Raw genomic sequence first — 16,416 nt, 5'->3', positions numbered from 1 at the left:
CGCAGGGGGGGCGGCTAGTCCTCGTCGGCGCAGGCAGCAGAGGTGTAGAGGGAACGGGTTCGCCGTGGGGGCGGGGTTACGCGCCGGAGGCCAGTTCGCGGCTGCGGTCACGGGCCGCTTCCAGGGCGGCGATCAGGGCGGCGCGGACGCCGTGGTTCTCCAGCTCGCGGATCGCGCTGATCGTCGTGCCGCCCGGGGAGGTGACCGCCTCGCGGAGGGTCACGGGGTGTTCGCCGCTGTCGCGCAGCATCACGGACGCGCCGACCGCCGCCTGCACGATGAGGTCGTGGGCCTTGTCGCGCGGCAGGCCGAGGAGGATGCCGGCGTCGGTCATCGCCTCGACGAGGTAGTAGAAGTAGGCCGGTCCCGAGCCGGAGAGCGCGGTCGCCGCGTCCTGCTGGGACTCGGGCAGCCGCAGCGTCTTGCCGACGCCGCCGAAGATGGCCTCGGCGTGCGCGAGATGGTCCTGCGTGGCGTGCGTGCCGCCGGAGATGACGGACATCGCCTGGTCGACCAGGGCCGGGGTGTTGGGCATCACCCGCACCACGGGGGTGCCGGGTGTGAGGCGGGACTCCACGAAGTCCGTGGTGATCCCGGCCGCCGCCGAGATGACCAGGCGGTCGGCGGGGATGTGCGCGGCCAGTTCGTCGAGCAGCGTGCCCATGTCCTGCGGCTTGACGGCGAGGATGAGGAAGTCGGCGGTCTTGGCGGCCTCCGCGTTGCCGACGCCGTCCACGCCGTAACGGGCCCGCAGCGCCTGGGCGCGCTCGGCCCGGCGCGCGGTGACCAGCAGGGCCGCGGGCGCCCGGCCGGCGCGCAGCATGCCGCCGAGGAGCGCCTCGCCGATCTTTCCGGTGCCGAGGACGGCGATCTTCTGGGTCATGACGCGGCTCACCTTGTCCGTGCGGGAGGAGGGACGGGGGTCCGTGCCATCCTCCCACCCGGCCCGGCCGGGCTTCGAGGTCAGCCCGCCCGGTGCTCGCGCCGAGGGTCGCGTGCGTCGCGTGGCGCGGGAACGCGGGGCCGGGGGTGTTCGACGGGGAAGCCGTCGTTGGCGTAGTCGCCGCGGGGCGCGGGCAGCAGGCGGGGGACGAGTCTGTTCAGGCCACGCATCGTTCTTCGTTCCTCCCCTGGGGCGGGCGTCACTCGACCTCCCGCAGCATCCGTTCCATCGCGGCCACGGACTTGCGGGTCTCACCGAGTTCGTCGGTGTAGCGGCGCAGGATCTCGGTGTTGTCCTCCAGCAGCTCCGCGTACTTCACGGTCAGCCGCTTGTACTCCTCCTCGCGCGTCGCCAGCATCCGGGCGCGCCACGTCGAGGCGATCTGCCAGACGATCACGATCAGCAGCGCGAACAGGCCGGCCGTGCCGAGGCCGGCCGCCCAGACGCCGGCCGCGTCGTCCGCCATCGTGGTCAGTGAGTCGTTCACCGCGCGTCCTCTTTCTTCCCCCGCGGGTCCGCCACCGTGAGCGTCCCGGCCGCCTCCGCGACAGTGCGCGGCGTCAGTTCGTACATGAAGGGCGCCACCTCGAAGAACTTCATGGCCTTGCCGTCCGGCGACAGTTCGAGCGAGCCGACGACCAGTCCGGCCGCCTCCAGACGCTGGAGGTGCATGTGCAGCAGGGGGCGGCTCATGCCGATCTCGCGGGCCAGTCTGCTGACGTAGTTCCGTTCGGCGGCGAGCGCGGCGATGATCCGCATCCGGTGCGGATTGCCGAGCGCGGAAAGGACTTTCAGCAGCTCGTCCCCGCTCATGGCGACCCTTCCGTTCCCAGGTGGTGCGGCTTCAGGCTGGCAGCGCGGCGAGTGACGTGTCAATTCGGTCTGACACATGTCCGGGGCCGCTCAGGGATGTCCCCTAGGACGCCTTCCCCGGTCAGGCGGCTCCGCGCCGCTTGCGCCGGGCGGGATTGCGGGACCGCTTCGAGGTCAGCCGCCGGTGGCGGTCGAGCGCGGCGTCGTAGTCCATGCGCCGCAGCTTCTCGCCGGGCGCCTCCACCAGCGTGCGCAGCAGGTACGCCAGGAGCACGCCGACGAAGCCGACCACCTTGATGCTGCGGAACGCCGACTCGTCCACCGTGTCGTCGGCGGGCCTGGCGTAACCGGCCCAGGTCCGCATGAACGCCATGACCGTGCAGATGACGAACGCCAGCACGACGAGGGCCCGCAGCCAGCCGGCCGTCTCGGAGTTCCGCAGCCCGAGGTAGCCGAGCCACAGCACCAGGGCACCCGCCGCCGTCAGCAGCGCGGTCGCGACCGCCAGCCCGGCGCGGCGCGCGGCGTAGCCGCCGGTGTGCTCGACCCACGACGTGCCGTAGAACCGGATCGGGTCCGGCCGGGGTGCGTCGCCGGGGGCGCCGGTGTGCGGGTTCTGGGGACTTTGCGGCTGTGAGGTGGACATGCGGTCGATTATGGCCAACCCTTCCCAGGCGTACGCCGGCCCGCCCGGACCTGGGCCGGTGGCCGGGCCGGCGCGCGTCGTACGCTGTTGCGGGCAGACGGGCATTCGGGGGGCGTCATGACGGACCACCGCGGGACGGCGGGCGGGAACGCCCCGCCCGAGCGGCTGGGCGACTACGTGCTGGAACGGCGGCTGGGCAGCGGCGGCATGGGGGTGGTCCACCTCGCCCGGACGGTCACGGGCCGGCAGCTCGCCATCAAGATGATCCGCCGCGAGTACGCGGAGGACCCCGGCTTCCGCGACCGGTTCCGGCGTGAGGTGGCGGCGGCCCGGCGCGTGAGCGGCGCGTTCACCGCGCCCGTCGTCGACGCCGACCCCGAGGGCGACCCGCCGTGGCTGGCGACGCTGTACGTGCCGGGCGGCTCGCTCACCGACCGCGTCGAGCGCGAGGGGCCGCTGACCGCCCGCGAGGCGGCCCGCGTCGGCGCGCAGCTCGCCGAGGCGTTGCAGGACATCCACCGCTCCGGGCTGGTGCACCGGGACCTGAAGCCGGCGAACGTGCTGCTGGCCGACGACGGTGTCCGCGTCATCGACTTCGGCATCTCCCGGGCGCTCAGCGACAGCCACCGGCTGACGGAGCGCGGCGCGGTGCTGGGGTCGCCGCCGTTCATGGCGCCCGAGCAGCTCACCGGGGACGGCGAGGTGACGGCGGCGGCGGACGTGTTCGCGCTGGGCGCGGTGGTGGCGTTCGCGGTGACCGGGCGCAGCCCGTTCGAGGCCGGCGGGCCGCCGGGCGCCGACCCGCTGGCGGTGGCGTACCGGGTGGTGCACGAGGAGCCCGATCTGGGCGACCTGCCGGAGGCGCTGCGCGATCTGGTGGGGCTGTGCCTGGCGAAGGACCCCGAGCGGCGGCCGGAGGTGTCGGCGCTGCTGCGGATGGCGGAGTGGGCGGACACCCGCGCGCAGGCCGCGGTGGTCCGCGAGTCCCCCGTGTGGCGCGACGGCCTGGCGGCGCGGCGCCCGCGCGACCCGTCGGACACGGCGGGCACGGCGGACACGGCGGAGACCCGGGCCTCGCCGGGGGCACGCCGCAGGCGGCGCCTGACCGCCGCGGCGGCGGCGCTGGCCGTGGTCGCCGCCGGCGTGGGGATCTGGCTGGCCCGGACGGCCGGTACGGACCAGGGCACCGCGGACAGCGCGGTGGACACCGGCGGGGACGCCGCCGGGAGCACCACCGGGGTGGACGGCCCGTCCGGGCCCTGGGAGCTGGACCTCCAGGACCTCGGGGTGCGCGACGCGGCCACCGAGGGCTTCTCCTGCGTACCGACCACGGCGCACGTGCTCTGCTCGGCGGGCGGCACGCTGGCCGTGGTGCTGGGCCGGGACGGGACGGAGCTGTGGCGGCACAGCGGTCCGCGCGACGCGGTCGGCGGGCCGTCGGCGTTCAGCACGGGAGGAGCGGTCCTGGCGCGTTCGGACAAGGGCGTGGTGACGTACTCCGAGGACGGCGAGGAGCTGTGGGAGATCGACGCCCCCGAGCTGACCGGTGACCTGCTGCGCGTCCGGGGCACGCTGGTCCTCCAGAACGGCGACAGCACCCTGCGGTTCTACGACGTGGACTCGCCGACGCAGGTCGGCGAGTGGTCGGCGCCGGGCCGGTACATCACCCGGACGGTGAGCAGCGGCTCGTACGCCCTGGTGGAGACCCGCGTGGACGAGACCGGCGCCGATCCGGAGCTGATGCTGATCGACGCGGACGGCCGGGAGGCGTGGAGCGCGCCCCGGCGTCCGCCGGAGGACGCCGCCGGCTACCTGGAGTCGGTCGGCATGGACCGGGACGCCGCGTACTTCCAGGAGTTCGACACCGAGCTGCCGGTGGTCACGGCCGTGCTGCGGCTGGATCTGACGGACGGCACGTGGACCAGGACCCCGCTGTCGCGGCCCGCCGACCCGCGCACGGTCGTCGCGGACGGCATCGTCTACGCCTCGGACACGGCGGGCGCGATCACGGCCGTGGACCCGGCGGCGGGCGAGGAGCTGTGGACGGCGGAGACCGGCATCGGCACGGCCTCCGAGCCGGCGTTCACGGACGGGCGGCTGTACCTGTCGGACGGCGACGGCCGGCTGTACGAGGTGGACGCGGCCGACGGCGAGGTGCTGCGCGGCGGGGAGCCGCACCCGGGCACCCCGGGCCCCGGCTCGGACGCCTGGGCCCCGGCGCCGCTGATCGCGGACGGCGTGGCGTACGTGGTGACCCTGGGGAACACGCTGTACGCCACGCCGCTGGACGCGCTGCGGGAGCTGTGAGGCCCCCGGCCGGTCAGCCCTCCAGCTTGGAGATGTCCCGCACGGCACCCTTGTCGGCGCTGGTGGCCATCGCCGCGTAGGCGCGCAGCGCCGGGGACACCTTGCGCTCACGGGCGACGGGCGCGTACCGGCCGCCGAGCGCCTCCCGGCGGGCCGCCAGCTCCTCCTCGGGCACCAGCAGGTCGATGGCGCGGCCGGGGATGTCGATGCGGATGCGGTCGCCGTCGCGGACGAGGGCGATCGTGCCGCCGGCCGCCGCCTCCGGGGAGACGTGGCCGATGGACAGGCCGGAGGTGCCGCCGGAGAACCGGCCGTCGGTGATCAGCGCGCACTTCGCGCCCAGGCCGCGGCCCTTCAGGAACGCCGTGGGGTAGAGCATCTCCTGCATGCCGGGGCCGCCGCGCGGGCCCTCGTAGCGGACGACGACCACGTCGCCCTCGGTGACGCGCTTGGTGAGGATCGCGTCGACGGCCTCCTCCTGGGACTCCACGACGACCGCGGGCCCCTCGAAGGTCCAGATCGACTCGTCCACGCCGGCGGTCTTCACGACGCAGCCGTCCACGGCGAGGTTGCCGGACAGGACGGCGAGGCCGCCGTCCTGGGAGTAGGCGTGCGCGACGTCGCGGATACAGCCCTTCGCGGCGTCGGTGTCCAGCGTCTCCCACCGCTCGGACTGGGAGAACGCGGTGGCGGACCGGACGCAGCCGGGCGCCGCGTGGAACATCTCGACCGCCTCGGGCGACGGCGAGCCGCCGCGGATGTCCCACCGCTTGAGCCACTCGCCGAGCGAGTCGGAGTGGACGGAGTGCACGTCCTCGTTGAGCAGGCCGCCGCGCTGGAGCTCGCCCAGGATGGCGGGGATGCCGCCGGCCCGGTGGACGTCCTCCATGTGGTACGAGCCGTTGGGGGCGACCTTGCAGACGCAGGGCACACGGCGCGAGACGGCGTCGATGTCGGCCATCGTGTAGTCCAGCCCGGCCTCCCGGGCGGCGGCCAGCAGGTGCAGCACCGTGTTGGTGGAGCCGCCCATGGCGACGTCGAGGGCCATCGCGTTCTCGAACGCGGCGCGGCCGGCGACGGCGCGCGGCAGGACCGTGGCGTCGTCCTGCTCGTAGTACCGGCGGGTGACCTCGACGACGGTGCGGCCCGCCGCCTCGTACAGCGCGCGGCGCGCGGTGTGGGTGGCGAGCACCGAGCCGTTGCCGGGGAGGGCCAGGCCCAGGGCCTCGACCAGGCAGTTCATCGAGTTGGCGGTGAACATGCCGGAACAGGAGCCGCAGGTCGGGCAGGCGGCCTCCTCGATGCGCAGCAGGTCCTCGTCCGAGGTGGTGTCGGCGACGGCCTCGGACATCGCGTGGACGAGGTCGAGGTTGGAGCGGACCGTGCCGTCGACCAGGGTGGTCTTGCCGGCCTCCATCGGGCCGCCGGAGACGAAGACGGTCGGGATGTTCAGCCGCAGCGCGGCCATCAGCATGCCCGGGGTGATCTTGTCGCAGTTGGAGATGCAGATCAGGGCGTCGGCGCAGTGCGCCTCCACCATGTACTCCACGGAGTCGGCGATCAGGTCGCGGGACGGCAGGGAGTAGAGCATGCCGCCGTGGCCCATGGCGATGCCGTCGTCGACGGCGATCGTGTTGAACTCGCGGGGGATGCCGCCCGCCGCGGAGATCGCCTCGGAGACGATCCGGCCGACCGGCTGGAGGTGGGTGTGGCCCGGGACGAACTCGGTGAAGCTGTTGGCCACGGCGATGATCGGCTTGCCGAAGTCCTCGCGCGCTACGCCGGCGGCCCGCAGGAGGGCGCGGGCCCCCGCCATGTTGCGGCCGTGGGTGACTGTGCGGGACCTCAGCGTCGCCATGGTCTTTCGTCCTCTCTCGAAGGAGGCTGGAGCTACCTTGTCGAGGCTACGCCTCCGGCCCGGCGTCCGGGACGCGGATACCGGGATGCGAGACGCCGCTCACCGTGCGGGTTCCCCGGCGGGGTGTGACGCCCCGCACACCGGGTCGGCCGGGTGCGGCGCGAGCAGCGGCAACGGCTTCGCGCCGGGCGGGAGTACGGCGGCCCCGGCGGCGAGGCGGACGGCGCACAGGTCGGCGAGCCGGTCGTACCCCTGCTCGCCCATCAGCTCGATCAGCTCGGGGCGGTAGGTGACGTACAGCGGCTCTGCCGCGCCGTGCGCGGCGGGCGCGCCCGTGCACCACCAGTGCAGGTCGTGGCCGCCAGGGCCCCAGCCGCGCCGGTCGTACTCGCCGATCGACACGTACAGGAGCTGCTCGCCGTCCGGCTGTTCGACCCACTCGTAGGTCCGGCGGACAGGAAGCTGCCAGCAGACATCCGGCTTGGTCTCCAGCGGCTCGCGGCCCTCGCCGAGGGCGAGCGTGTGCAGCGCGCAGCCCGTGCCGCCGGGGAATCCGGGGCGGTTGAGGAAGATGCAGGCGCCCTGGTGGCGGCGGGTGCGCCGGTCGCCCTCGTCGTCCAGCTCGACCCAGCCGCCGTCGCCGGTTCCCTCGGCGTGGAACTGCCAGGTGGCGGGCGTCAGCCGGGCCGCGTGCCCGGCGACCCGGCGCTCGTCGTCCTCGTCGGAGAAGTGCGCGCCGAGGGTGCAGCAGCCGTCGGCGGTGCGGCCCGCCTCGATGCCCTGGCAGCCTCGGCCGAAGACGCACTGCCAGCGGGAGGTGAGCCAGGTGAGGTCGCAGCGGAAGACCTGCTCCGCGTCGGCGGGGTCGGGGAACTCGACCCACGCCCTGGGGTGATCGAGCGGGACCTCGTCCCCGGCGGCCCTGCGCCGCGCGCCGTCGAGCGGCTCGACGGCCGTGACCGCCGTGGACGCCGTGGCCGTGCTGGCTGTTCTGCCCGGCTTCGCCCTCTTCGTCTTCGCCACACCGACAGGGTAGAGGGCGGGGTAGCGTTGACGTTCATGAGGCTCGGTGTTCTCGACGTGGGTTCCAACACGGTCCACCTGCTGGTCGTGGACGCGCATTCCGGCGCGCGCCCGCTGCCCGCGTACTCGCACAAGGCGGAGCTGCGGCTCGCCGAGCTGCTGGAGGCGGACGGCGCGATCGGCGCCGAGGGCGTGGACCGGCTGGTGGCCACGGTGCGCGAGGCGTTGGAGGTCGCGGAGGAGCAAGGGGTCGCGGATCTGCTGCCGTTCGCGACGTCGGCGGTGCGGGAGGCGACCAACGCGGACGCCGTGCTGACGCGGGTCGCCCAGGAGACCGGGGTGGAGCTCCAGGTGCTGTCGGGCGCCGAGGAGGCGCGGCTGACGTTCCTGGCGGCGCGGCGGTGGCTGGGCTGGTCGGCGGGGCGGTTGCTGATGTTCGACATCGGCGGCGGCTCGCTGGAGATCGCCCTCGGTGTGGACGAGGCGCCGGACGTGGCGGCCTCGTTGCCGCTGGGCGCGGGCCGTCTGACGGCGGCCCGGCTTCCCGGCGACCCGCCGTCGCCGGCGGACGTCAGGTCGCTGCGGCGGGACATCCGTACCGGGATCGCGGGCGTCGTCGGCGACTTCACCCGCTTCGGGACGCCGGACCGGGTGGTGGCGACGTCGAAGACGTTCAAGCAGCTCGCGCGCCTCGCGGGCGCGGCCCGCACCGCCGACGGTCTGTACGTGCGGCGGGTGCTGAGCCGCGAGGACCTGCGCACGTGGGGCCAGAAGCTGGCGGAGATGCCGGGACGGGAGCGCCTGGCGCTGCCCGGCGTCTCGGAGGGCCGCGCCCATCAGCTCGCGGCGGGGGCGCTGGTGGCGGAGGCGGCGCTGGACCTGTTCGGCGTGGAGAGCGTCGAGATCTGTCCGTGGGCCCTGCGCGAGGGCGTGATCCTCCGCAACCTGGACCACATGCGCTCCGCCTGACCGCCCGGCCGGTCATGCCGTGCGGCTCATGCCGTGCGGCGGCGGAGGGTCGCCGCGCCGAGCGCCAGCACGCCGAGGGCCACCGACGCCACCACGATCACGTCCCGCGTGAAGTCCCCGGTGACGTCCGGGTGGCGCAGGACCTCGGTCATCCCGTCCACCGCGTACGACATGGGCAGCACGTTCGACGCGTACTCCAGCAGCGGCTGCATGCTGTCGCGCGGCGCGAAGAGGCCGCACAGCAGCAACTGCGGGAAGATCATCGCGGGCATGAACTGCACCGCCTGGAACTCCGAGGCGGCGAACGCCGACACGAACAGGCCGAGCGCGGTGCCCAGCAGCGCGTTGAGCAGCGCCACCAGGAGCAGCAGCCACGGCGAGCCCGCGATGTCCAGGTCGAGGAACCACAGCGCCACGCCCGTCGCCAGCCCGGCCTGGGCGACGGCGAGGACGCCGAAGGCCAGCGCGTATCCGGCGATGAGGTCGCCGCGTCCCAGCGGCATGGTCATCAGCCGCTCCAGCGTGCCGGAGGTGCGCTCGCGGAGCGTGGCGATCGACGTGACCAGGAACATCGTCACCATCGGGAAGATGCCCAGCAGCGAGGAGCCGATGAAGTCGAACGCGCCGCGGTCGGCGTCGTAGACGTAGTGGAGGAGGACCAGGAGCAGCACGGGCACCAGCAGCAGCAGCGCGATGGTGCGCGGGTCGTGGCGGAGCTGGAGCAGCACGCGCCGTGCCGTCGCCAGGGTCCGGGTCGCGTTCACGGGGTCACCTTCGCCTTCCGCTCGCCCTCTTCGTTCTCGTTCTCTTCCTTCTCGTCGGCGTCCACCAGCCGCAGGAACGCCTCCTCCACCGACGCCGCGCCCGTCCGTTCCCGCAGATCGTCCGGGGTGCCCTCGGCGAGGATGCGGCCGGCCCGCATCAGCAGCAGCCGATCGCAGCGGTCGGCCTCGTCCATCACGTGCGAGGAGATCAGCAGCGTGGTGCCGCGCTCGGCGGCGAGCCGGTGGAACAGCCCCCACAGGCTCCGCCGCAGCACCGGGTCCAGGCCCACGGTCGGCTCGTCCAGCACCAGCAGCTCGGGCGTGCCGAGCAGGGCGACGGCGAGGGAGACGCGGGAGCGCTGGCCGCCGGAGAGGTCGGCGGCGAGGGCGTCGGCGCGGGCCGTGAGGTCCACGTCGGCGAGCACCGCGTCGACCGCGTCGCGCCGCCCGGCGCGCGGGACGCCGAGGACGGCCGCGTAGTAGTCGAGGTTCTGCCGGATCGTCAGGTCCGTGTAGACGGACGGCGCCTGCGTGACATAGCCGAGCCGCCGCCGCAGCGCCGGGCTGCCCGCCGGGCGGCCGAGCGCCTCCAGCGAGCCGGTGACCCGCGCCTGGGCGCCGACGACCGCCCGCATCAGCGTGGTCTTGCCGCAGCCGGAGGGCCCGAGCAGTCCGGTGACGGTGCCGCGTTCCACCGTGAAGTCCAGCCCTCTGAGCACCTCGGCGCCGCCGCGGGCGACGCGCAGGCCGCTCGCCCGCACCGCCGGTTCCCGTCCGGGGGCGCCCGCGCCAGTTTTATTCATCATGCGTTTAATATCCACCCGCGCACCGCCCCCGGTCAAGCGGGGACACGTAGGCTTGGCGCCGTGGCACATCAGGTTCGTGTTCCGGACGCCAAGGTCGCGCTGTCGACCGCGTCGGTGTACCCGGAGAACACCGCGGCGGCCTTCGAGATAGCCGGATCCCTCGGCTACGACGGGGTCGAGGTCATGGTGTGGACCGACCCGGTGAGCCAGGACCTCGACGCCCTGCGCCGCCTCTCCGACGACCACGGCGTCCCGATCCTCGCGATCCACTCGCCCTGCCTGTTGATCACCCAGCGCGTCTGGGGCACCAACCCGTGGCGCAAGCTGCTCCGCACCCGCGACGCAGCCGCGCGGCTGGGCGCGACCACCGTCGTCGTCCATCCGCCGTTCCGCTGGCAGCGCGGCTACGCCCGCGACTTCGTCAAGGGCATCCAGCGCCTCGGGGACGAGACCGACATCAGGTTCGCCGTGGAGAACATGTACCCCTGGCGCTACCGCGACCGCGAGATGCTCGCCTACGCGCCCGGCTGGGACCCGACGGAAGAGGACTTCCCGCACTTCACGATCGACCTGTCGCACACCGCGACCGCCCGCAACGACGCCCTGGCGATGGTGGCCCGGATGGGCGACCGGCTCGGGCACGTGCACATCGCCGACGGGCGCGGCTCCGGGAAGGACGAGCACCTCGTCCCCGGGCGCGGCGGCCAGCCCTGCGCCGCCCTGCTGGAACAACTCGCCGCCACCGGCTACGACGGGCACGTCGTGGTCGAGGTCAACACCCGCCGCGCCATGACCGCCGCCGCCCGCCGCGCCGACCTCGCCGAGGCCCTGGCGTTCACCCGGCTCCACCTCGCCGCCGCCGCGCCGGCCGGCGGCGGGGAGACGGCATGACGTCCACCCCGGACGCCCCCCGTCGCCCCGCCCCCGCGTGCCCCCCCCCGCCCCGCCGCGCCGCCCTCCCCGAGCCCCGGGCGTCCCCCCGGCCCCCCCTCGCCCCCGCCGCGCCGGCCGGCGGCGGGGAGCCGGCAGGACGTCCACCCCGGACGCCCCCCGTCGCCCCGCCCGGGGGCGGGGCCGCCCCTCGCGCGCCCAGACCGCCGAGGGCGGGCCGGGCGCCCGGGAGCTGATCCTGGAGTCGGCGCGCACCGAGTTCGCCGAACGCGGCTACGACAAGGCGTCGATCCGCGCCATCGCGCGCGGCGCCGGGGTGAACCCGGCGCTCGTCCACCACTACTTCGGCACCAAGGACCAGGTGTTCGCCGCCGCCGTGGCCGCCGCCGCCGCGCCCGCCACGCAGAACCTGCCCGCCGCCACCCGCTACCCGCCCGAGGAGCTTGGCGAGCGCCTCACCCGCGTGTTCTTCGGCGTCTGGGAGAACCCGGCGACCCGCCGCCCGCTGCTCGCCGTCGTCCGCTCCGCCGTGAGCAACGAGACCGCCGCCGCCATCTTCCGCACCTTCGTCGCCCGCCAGCTCCTCGGCCGGATCACCGACGGCCTCGACGCCCCCGACGCCGAGCTGCGGACGGAGCTGGCCGCCGCCCAGCTCATCGGCGTCGCGTTCCTGCGCTGGGTCTTCCAGGCCGAGCCGATCGCCGACGCCGACGCGGAGGACCTGATCCGCCGCGTCGCCCCCGTCGTGCAGCAGCACCTCACCGGGGAGGCCCCGGGTCTCTGAGACCCGGCGGTTCTCAGACCTCCGCCGGGTCCGGTCCTGGCGCGGGCGGCTCGCCCGCGGGCGGCGGGTCGGGGGGCGCGGGCTCGGGCGGCGGCGGCTCGGACGGCCCGGCGTCGGCGGGTCCGGGGCCCTCGGCGGGGATCACCGCCGCGGCCGGGTCGATGGTGATCCGCCCCTGCCACGGGCCGGACGGCTCCCGCGCGTGGTCCACGGTGACCATGATCACGGCGGTCTCGCCCGGGTTCAGCGTGCCGGAGGTCTGGTTGAGCGTGAGCCAGTCGGCGTCCGTGGCCGCCGACCACCGCACGGGCTCGTCGCCCGACGCGGTCAGCGTGATCCGCGAGCCCGACTCGGTCGGCACCGCGTCCACCGCGAGCCGTCCCGGCGCGGGCCGCTCCGCGCCGCCGGAGTCCACGCCCACGCCGTCGGCGACGGCCCCGTCCTGGTCCTGGCCCTCGCCGGAACGGTCCCGGTCGCCGTCCTCCCCGGCGCGCTCGCCGTCCGCCTCCTCGCTCCCGTCCCGCTCCTCGCCGCCCGGGGCGTCGTCCGCGCCGGACGGATCCGGCTCGGCGCGGCCCGCGTTCTCGTACGGGTACTCCCGGACGACATCCGCCCGGTACTCCCCGTCCTCGGCCGCCGCCGCGGCCGGGTCGTCCCGGCCCGCCGCCTCGCCGATCACCGGCGCCGCCCGGTACGCCGCCCACAGCGCGAGCGCCGGCGCGGCCAGCGCGGCGGCCACCACCGTCGTCGTCACGACCCGGCCGCGCAGCCGCTCCCGGCGCGCGGCACGGTCCCGGTCGGTGACCGGGAAGCCGGACCGGTCGTAGCGCGGCGCGTGCTGCGCGCGGGCCCGCCGCACGGCGAGCGTCGCCGCGTGCACGGCGGCGCGCGGGGCGGGCAGGACCGCGAGCCGGGACGCCCCCGCGGCGGCACCGGCGCCGTCCGCGCCGGCGAGGGCACGCTGGGCGATCAGCCGGCACGACGGGCACTCCGCGACATGCCGCAGCAGTTCGCGGCGGAGCCCGGGGCCGAGCAGCAGGCCCGGATCGTCCCCGGAGAGCGCGGCGGCGGCCGGGCAGCTCGCCGCGGAGACGGCGGCGAGCGCCGCGCGGGTCCGCTCCACCTCGCGGGCGCCGTCGGCCAGCAGCGTCCGCGCGGTCTGCTCGGGCACCCGCAGCACCCGGGCCACCTCGCGGCGCGTGAGCTGGTGCCGCACCGCCAGCTCCAGCGCCTCCCGCTGCCCGGCGGTGGCCCCCGCCGCCTCGGGCCAGCCGAGGGCCGCCAGCTCGCGGCGGCGCTGCGCGGCGTCCTCGCCGGCGGCGCGCGGCACGGTCCGGGCCGCCGCCCGGCCGTCGCCCGCGCCGAGGCGGCGCAGGCAGGACCAGCGGGCCAGCGCGTAGAGCCAGGGGCGCAGCAGCGCCGGGTCGGCGGGCGGGCGGCCCCGCTCGTGCCGCCGTTCGGCCTGGGCCAGGGCCTCGCCGAGCGCCGCGGGGGCCGCGGCGTGCTCGCCCATCAGGGACAGGCAGTACGTGAACAGGCCGTCCAGATGGGCGTCGTCCCACGCCGCCGCGGCGCGGTCCCCGGCGGGGTGCGCGGTGTCCGCGCCGCGCGGGGCGCGGGCGGCGGCGTGGGCGGGGCGTTCGCGGCAACCGGGCATCACCGGGGGGCGTTAGGCGCCCATCGCCCGCCCGCCCGGGCCGCCCACGGTCTTCGCTGTGCTACTTGCTCGTCGATGGCCCGTCGCGCCCCTCGTTCCACCCTACCCTCTTCGTCGGCAGCGTCAGATGTGTATAGGGGACGGGCCCGCCCGGGCCGCCGCCGCGATGTTCCCCCTATCGGGTGATCCGGCGCGGCGGGCGCGGGCGTTGGGTGTCAGTGGCGGGCGATAACGTTCCCGGCATGGCGCGTAAATCCGACCGTCCGGCGTACCGGTGCGGCGAGTGTGGCTGGACGACAGGGAAGTGGCTGGGCCGCTGTCCCGAGTGCCACGCGTGGGGCACGGTCGAGGAGGTCGGGGCGACCGCCGCCGTGCGGACGGTGCCGGTCGCGCGGGTGGCGTCGCCGGCCCTGCCGATCGGCCAGGTGGACGGCCGGGCGGTGACCGCGCGCGGCACGGGCGTGCCGGAGCTGGACCGGGTGCTGGGCGGCGGTCTGGTGCCGGGCGCGGTGGTGCTGCTGGCCGGTGAGCCCGGCGTGGGGAAGTCGACGCTGCTGCTGGACGTGGCGGCCAAGGCGGCGTCGGAGTCGCACCGGACGCTGTATGTGACGGCCGAGGAGTCCGCCGGGCAGGTGCGGATGCGGGCCGACCGGATCGGCGCGCTGAGCGACCACCTGTATCTCGCGGCGGAGACCGACCTGGGCTCGGTGCTCGGACAGGTGGACGCGGTGAAGCCGGCGCTGCTGGTGCTGGACTCGGTGCAGACGGTCGCCTCGGCCGAGGTGGACGGCGCGCCGGGCGGGGTGGCGCAGGTGCGGGAGGTGGCCGGGGCGCTGATCCGGGCGTCCAAGGAGCGCGGGATGTCCACGCTGCTGGTCGGCCATGTGACGAAGGACGGCACGATCGCGGGGCCGCGTCTGCTGGAGCACCTGGTGGACGTGGTGCTCCAGTTCGAGGGCGACCGGCACGCGCGACTGCGCCTGGTGCGCGGCGTGAAGAACCGGTACGGCGCGACCGACGAGGTGGGCTGCTTCGAGCTGCACGACGAGGGCATCACGTCGCTGGCCGACCCCTCGGGCCTGTTCCTGACCCGGCGCGACGAGGCCGTGCCGGGGACCTGCCTGACGGTGACGCTGGAGGGGCGCCGACCGCTGGTGGTCGAGGTGCAGTCGCTGACGGTGGCCAGCCAGATCCCGTCACCGAGGCGCACCACGTCCGGTCTGGAGACGTCCCGGGTGTCGATGATGCTCGCCGTGCTGGAGCAGCGCGGCCAGATATCGGCCCTGGGGAAGAACGACATCTACACCGCGACCGTGGGCGGCGTGCGGCTGTCGGAGCCGGCCGCCGACCTGGCCGTGGCGCTGGCGCTGTCCAGCGCGGCGAGCGACACCCCGCTCCCGAAGAACCTGGTGGCGATCGGCGAGGTCGGGCTCGCGGGCGAGGTCCGCCGGGTGACGGGCGTGCAGCGGCGGCTGGCGGAGGCGGCGCGGCTCGGCTTCACACGGGCGCTGGTGCCCGCCGACTCGGGCGAGGCCCCGCCGGGCATGCGGGTGCGGGAGGTCGCGGACATCGGGGAGGCGCTCAGGGTGCTGCCCGGCCGCTCCCCCGAGTCAAGCGGGCGGGAGGAGGTGCGCCGGTAGACTCGGACGCGCACAGCGCGGACTCGTCCCCCGGAGGATTGCATGGCAGCCAGCGACCGGCCGGCGGGTCCGGGCAGGGCGGGGGGCGGCCCCGGGGGGGCGCGGGGGGGGGGGGGGCCCGGGGGGCGGGGGCGCGCCCGGCGGGCGGCGGTGCGGCGGGCGGGGGGGTACGCAGGCGCCGCTGCGTCGGCAGCGTCAGATGGGTATAAGGGACGGGGAGGGGACGGCCTGCTGCGGGCCACGCTGAGCGCGGTCGCCCCGGGGACGCAGTTGCGCGACGGCCTGGAGCGGATCCTGCGGGGGAACACCGGGGGTCTCATCGTCCTGGGCGTGGACCGCACCGTGGAGTCCCTGTGCACGGGCGGCTTCGTCCTGGACGTCGAGTTCACCGCGACCCGGCTGCGTGAGCTGTGCAAGCTGGACGGCGCGGTCATCGTGGACCGCGACATCTCCCGGATCGTGCGGGCCGGTGTGCAGCTCGTGCCCGACCCCAGCATCCCCACCGAGGAGACCGGCACCCGGCACCGCACGGCGCAGCGCGTCTCGATCCAGACCGGGTTCCCGGTGGTGTCGGTGAGCCAGTCCATGCGGCTGGTCGCGCTCTATGTGGACGGCCAGCGGCGGGTTCTGGAGGACTCGGGCGCCATCCTGTCCCGGGCCAACCAGGCGCTGGCCACCCTGGAGCGGTACAAGCTGCGGCTGGACGAGGTGACGGGCACGCTCTCCGCGCTGGAGATCGAGGACCTGGTCACCGTCCGGGACGTCGCGGCGGTGGCGCAGCGCCTGGAGATGGTGCGGCGGATCGCCGCCGAGATCGCCGAGTACGTGGTGGAGCTGGGCACGGACGGGCGGCTGCTGTCGCTCCAACTGGACGAGCTGATCGCGGGCGTGGAGCCCGAGCGGCAGCTCGTCGTCCGGGACTACCTGCCGGACACGGGCGCCGGGGGCAAGCGGTCCCGCAAGGTCGGCACGGCGCTGGCCGAGCTGGACGGCCTCGGCCACGCGGAGCTGATCGAGCTGTCGCTGGTGGCGAGATCCCTGGGGTACAGCGCCTCCCCCGAGTCCCTGGACACGTCCGTCTCGCCGCGCGGCTTCCGGCTGCTGGCGAAGGTGCCGCGCCTGCCGGGGCTGGTCATCGACCGCTTGGTGGACCACTTCGGCGGGTTGCAGAAGCTGCTGGCCGCCAGCGTGGACGACCTCCAGACGGTGGACGGCGTCGGCGAGACGCGGGCCCGCTCGGTCCGCGAGGGCCTGTCCCGCCTCGCCGAGTCCTCGATCCTCGAACGGTACGTGTAGCGGCGCGCGCCCCGGTCCT

Annotated in this window: 16 protein-coding genes; 6 read left to right on the top strand and 10 right to left on the bottom strand. The window is 75.3% G+C overall.

What is annotated here, in order from left to right; all coding sequences use genetic code 11:
• Positions 1–76: 76 nt before the first annotated feature.
• The 5 genes from proC to BN2279_RS18150 all read right to left on the bottom strand — a co-directional run bounded on the left by proC (position 77) and on the right by BN2279_RS18150 (position 2,402).
• The gene (gene proC / locus BN2279_RS18165) at positions 77–883 is read right to left on the bottom strand and encodes a pyrroline-5-carboxylate reductase (protein ID WP_059010832.1); all 807 of its coding nucleotides are present in this window, start codon (positions 881–883) and stop codon (positions 77–79) included.
• Between the two features lie 80 nt (positions 884–963).
• Positions 964–1,113, bottom strand: coding sequence for a hypothetical protein (locus BN2279_RS29465; protein ID WP_159037261.1), 150 nt, complete (start codon positions 1,111–1,113; stop codon positions 964–966).
• A gap of 29 nt (positions 1,114–1,142) precedes the next feature.
• A complete protein-coding gene (locus tag BN2279_RS18160; RefSeq protein WP_407702264.1) occupies positions 1,143–1,430 on the bottom strand; it encodes a hypothetical protein in 288 nt (95 codons plus the stop codon).
• Positions 1,427–1,756: an ArsR/SmtB family transcription factor gene (locus BN2279_RS18155; protein ID WP_059010830.1), complete on the bottom strand. Its 330-nt coding sequence runs from the start codon at positions 1,754–1,756 to the stop codon at positions 1,427–1,429. Before BN2279_RS18155 ends, BN2279_RS18160 begins: the two co-directional genes overlap by 4 nt.
• A gap of 121 nt (positions 1,757–1,877) precedes the next feature.
• Complete coding sequence (locus BN2279_RS18150) at positions 1,878–2,402, bottom strand: hypothetical protein (RefSeq protein ID WP_059010828.1); 525 nt, start codon at positions 2,400–2,402, stop codon at positions 1,878–1,880.
• A 117-nt stretch (positions 2,403–2,519) separates the two neighbouring features.
• Between BN2279_RS18150 and BN2279_RS18145 the strand changes: the two genes are divergently transcribed.
• Positions 2,520–4,709: a protein kinase domain-containing protein gene (locus BN2279_RS18145; RefSeq protein WP_059010826.1), complete on the top strand. Its 2,190-nt coding sequence runs from the start codon at positions 2,520–2,522 to the stop codon at positions 4,707–4,709.
• A gap of 13 nt (positions 4,710–4,722) precedes the next feature.
• On the opposite strand, the gene ilvD is transcribed toward BN2279_RS18145, so the two are convergent.
• Complete coding sequence (gene ilvD, locus BN2279_RS18140; RefSeq protein ID WP_059010824.1) at positions 4,723–6,567, bottom strand: dihydroxy-acid dehydratase; 1,845 nt, start codon at positions 6,565–6,567, stop codon at positions 4,723–4,725.
• A 99-nt stretch (positions 6,568–6,666) separates the two neighbouring features.
• Complete coding sequence (locus tag BN2279_RS18135; protein WP_059010822.1) at positions 6,667–7,590, bottom strand: DUF3109 family protein; 924 nt, start codon at positions 7,588–7,590, stop codon at positions 6,667–6,669.
• A gap of 36 nt (positions 7,591–7,626) precedes the next feature.
• Between BN2279_RS18135 and BN2279_RS18130 the strand changes: the two genes are divergently transcribed.
• The gene (locus tag BN2279_RS18130; RefSeq protein WP_059010820.1) at positions 7,627–8,559 is read left to right on the top strand and encodes a Ppx/GppA family phosphatase; all 933 of its coding nucleotides are present in this window, start codon (positions 7,627–7,629) and stop codon (positions 8,557–8,559) included.
• Positions 8,560–8,585: 26 nt separating this feature from the next.
• Here BN2279_RS18130 and BN2279_RS18125 read toward each other — a convergent pair whose 3' ends face one another.
• Both BN2279_RS18125 and BN2279_RS18120 read right to left on the bottom strand, forming a co-directional pair.
• Positions 8,586–9,323, bottom strand: a complete 738-nt coding sequence (locus BN2279_RS18125; RefSeq protein ID WP_059010819.1) for an ABC transporter permease — start codon at positions 9,321–9,323, stop codon at positions 8,586–8,588.
• Positions 9,320–10,129 carry an ABC transporter ATP-binding protein gene (locus BN2279_RS18120; RefSeq protein ID WP_059010817.1) on the bottom strand — a complete coding sequence of 270 codons (810 nt, stop codon included), beginning with the start codon at positions 10,127–10,129 and terminating at the stop codon, positions 9,320–9,322. Before BN2279_RS18120 ends, BN2279_RS18125 begins: the two co-directional genes overlap by 4 nt.
• 60 nt (positions 10,130–10,189) lie before the next feature.
• On the opposite strand from BN2279_RS18120, the gene BN2279_RS18115 reads away from it, so the two are divergent.
• Positions 10,190–11,020: a sugar phosphate isomerase/epimerase family protein gene (locus tag BN2279_RS18115; protein WP_059010815.1), complete on the top strand. Its 831-nt coding sequence runs from the start codon at positions 10,190–10,192 to the stop codon at positions 11,018–11,020.
• A gap of 37 nt (positions 11,021–11,057) precedes the next feature.
• Complete coding sequence (locus tag BN2279_RS18110) at positions 11,058–11,804, top strand: TetR/AcrR family transcriptional regulator (RefSeq protein WP_079032264.1); 747 nt, start codon at positions 11,058–11,060, stop codon at positions 11,802–11,804.
• Between the two features lie 13 nt (positions 11,805–11,817).
• Here BN2279_RS18110 and BN2279_RS18105 read toward each other — a convergent pair whose 3' ends face one another.
• Positions 11,818–13,461: a BACON domain-containing protein gene (locus tag BN2279_RS18105; protein WP_059010813.1), complete on the bottom strand. Its 1,644-nt coding sequence runs from the start codon at positions 13,459–13,461 to the stop codon at positions 11,818–11,820.
• 242 nt (positions 13,462–13,703) lie between these two features.
• On the opposite strand from BN2279_RS18105, the gene radA reads away from it, so the two are divergent.
• Positions 13,704–15,101 (top strand): DNA repair protein RadA, encoded by a 1,398-nt coding sequence (radA, locus tag BN2279_RS18100; RefSeq protein ID WP_059010811.1) that lies wholly within the window; start codon positions 13,704–13,706, stop codon positions 15,099–15,101.
• Between the two features lie 231 nt (positions 15,102–15,332).
• On the top strand, positions 15,333–16,397 hold the full coding sequence (gene disA / locus BN2279_RS18095) for a DNA integrity scanning diadenylate cyclase DisA (protein ID WP_059010978.1): 1,065 nt from the start codon (positions 15,333–15,335) through the stop codon (positions 16,395–16,397).
• Positions 16,398–16,416 lie beyond the last annotated feature (19 nt).

This window comes from Streptomyces specialis (assembly GCF_001493375.1).
GTDB classification, from domain to species: Bacteria; Actinomycetota; Actinomycetes; order Streptomycetales; family Streptomycetaceae; genus Streptomyces; species Streptomyces specialis.
The sequence above is the reverse complement of the archived record's forward strand: the minus strand, read 5'-3'. Positions and strand labels throughout refer to the sequence as shown.

Bases quoted from the DNA above. Each gene is read 5' to 3' on its own strand.
- proC (WP_059010832.1), bottom strand. From the start codon at position 883: ATGACCCAGAAGATCGCCGTCCTCGGCACCGGAAAGATCGGCGAGGCG.
- BN2279_RS29465 (WP_159037261.1), bottom strand. From the start codon at position 1,113: ATGCGTGGCCTGAACAGACTCGTCCCCCGCCTGCTGCCCGCGCCCCGC.
- BN2279_RS18155 (WP_059010830.1), bottom strand. From the start codon at position 1,756: ATGAGCGGGGACGAGCTGCTGAAAGTCCTTTCCGCGCTCGGCAATCCG.
- BN2279_RS18150 (WP_059010828.1), bottom strand. From the start codon at position 2,402: ATGTCCACCTCACAGCCGCAAAGTCCCCAGAACCCGCACACCGGCGCC.
- BN2279_RS18145 (WP_059010826.1), top strand. From the start codon at position 2,520: ATGACGGACCACCGCGGGACGGCGGGCGGGAACGCCCCGCCCGAGCGG.
- ilvD (WP_059010824.1), bottom strand. From the start codon at position 6,567: ATGGCGACGCTGAGGTCCCGCACAGTCACCCACGGCCGCAACATGGCG.
- BN2279_RS18130 (WP_059010820.1), top strand. From the start codon at position 7,627: ATGAGGCTCGGTGTTCTCGACGTGGGTTCCAACACGGTCCACCTGCTG.
- BN2279_RS18120 (WP_059010817.1), bottom strand. From the start codon at position 10,129: ATGATGAATAAAACTGGCGCGGGCGCCCCCGGACGGGAACCGGCGGTG.
- BN2279_RS18105 (WP_059010813.1), bottom strand. From the start codon at position 13,461: ATGCCCGGTTGCCGCGAACGCCCCGCCCACGCCGCCGCCCGCGCCCCG.
- radA (WP_059010811.1), top strand. From the start codon at position 13,704: ATGGCGCGTAAATCCGACCGTCCGGCGTACCGGTGCGGCGAGTGTGGC.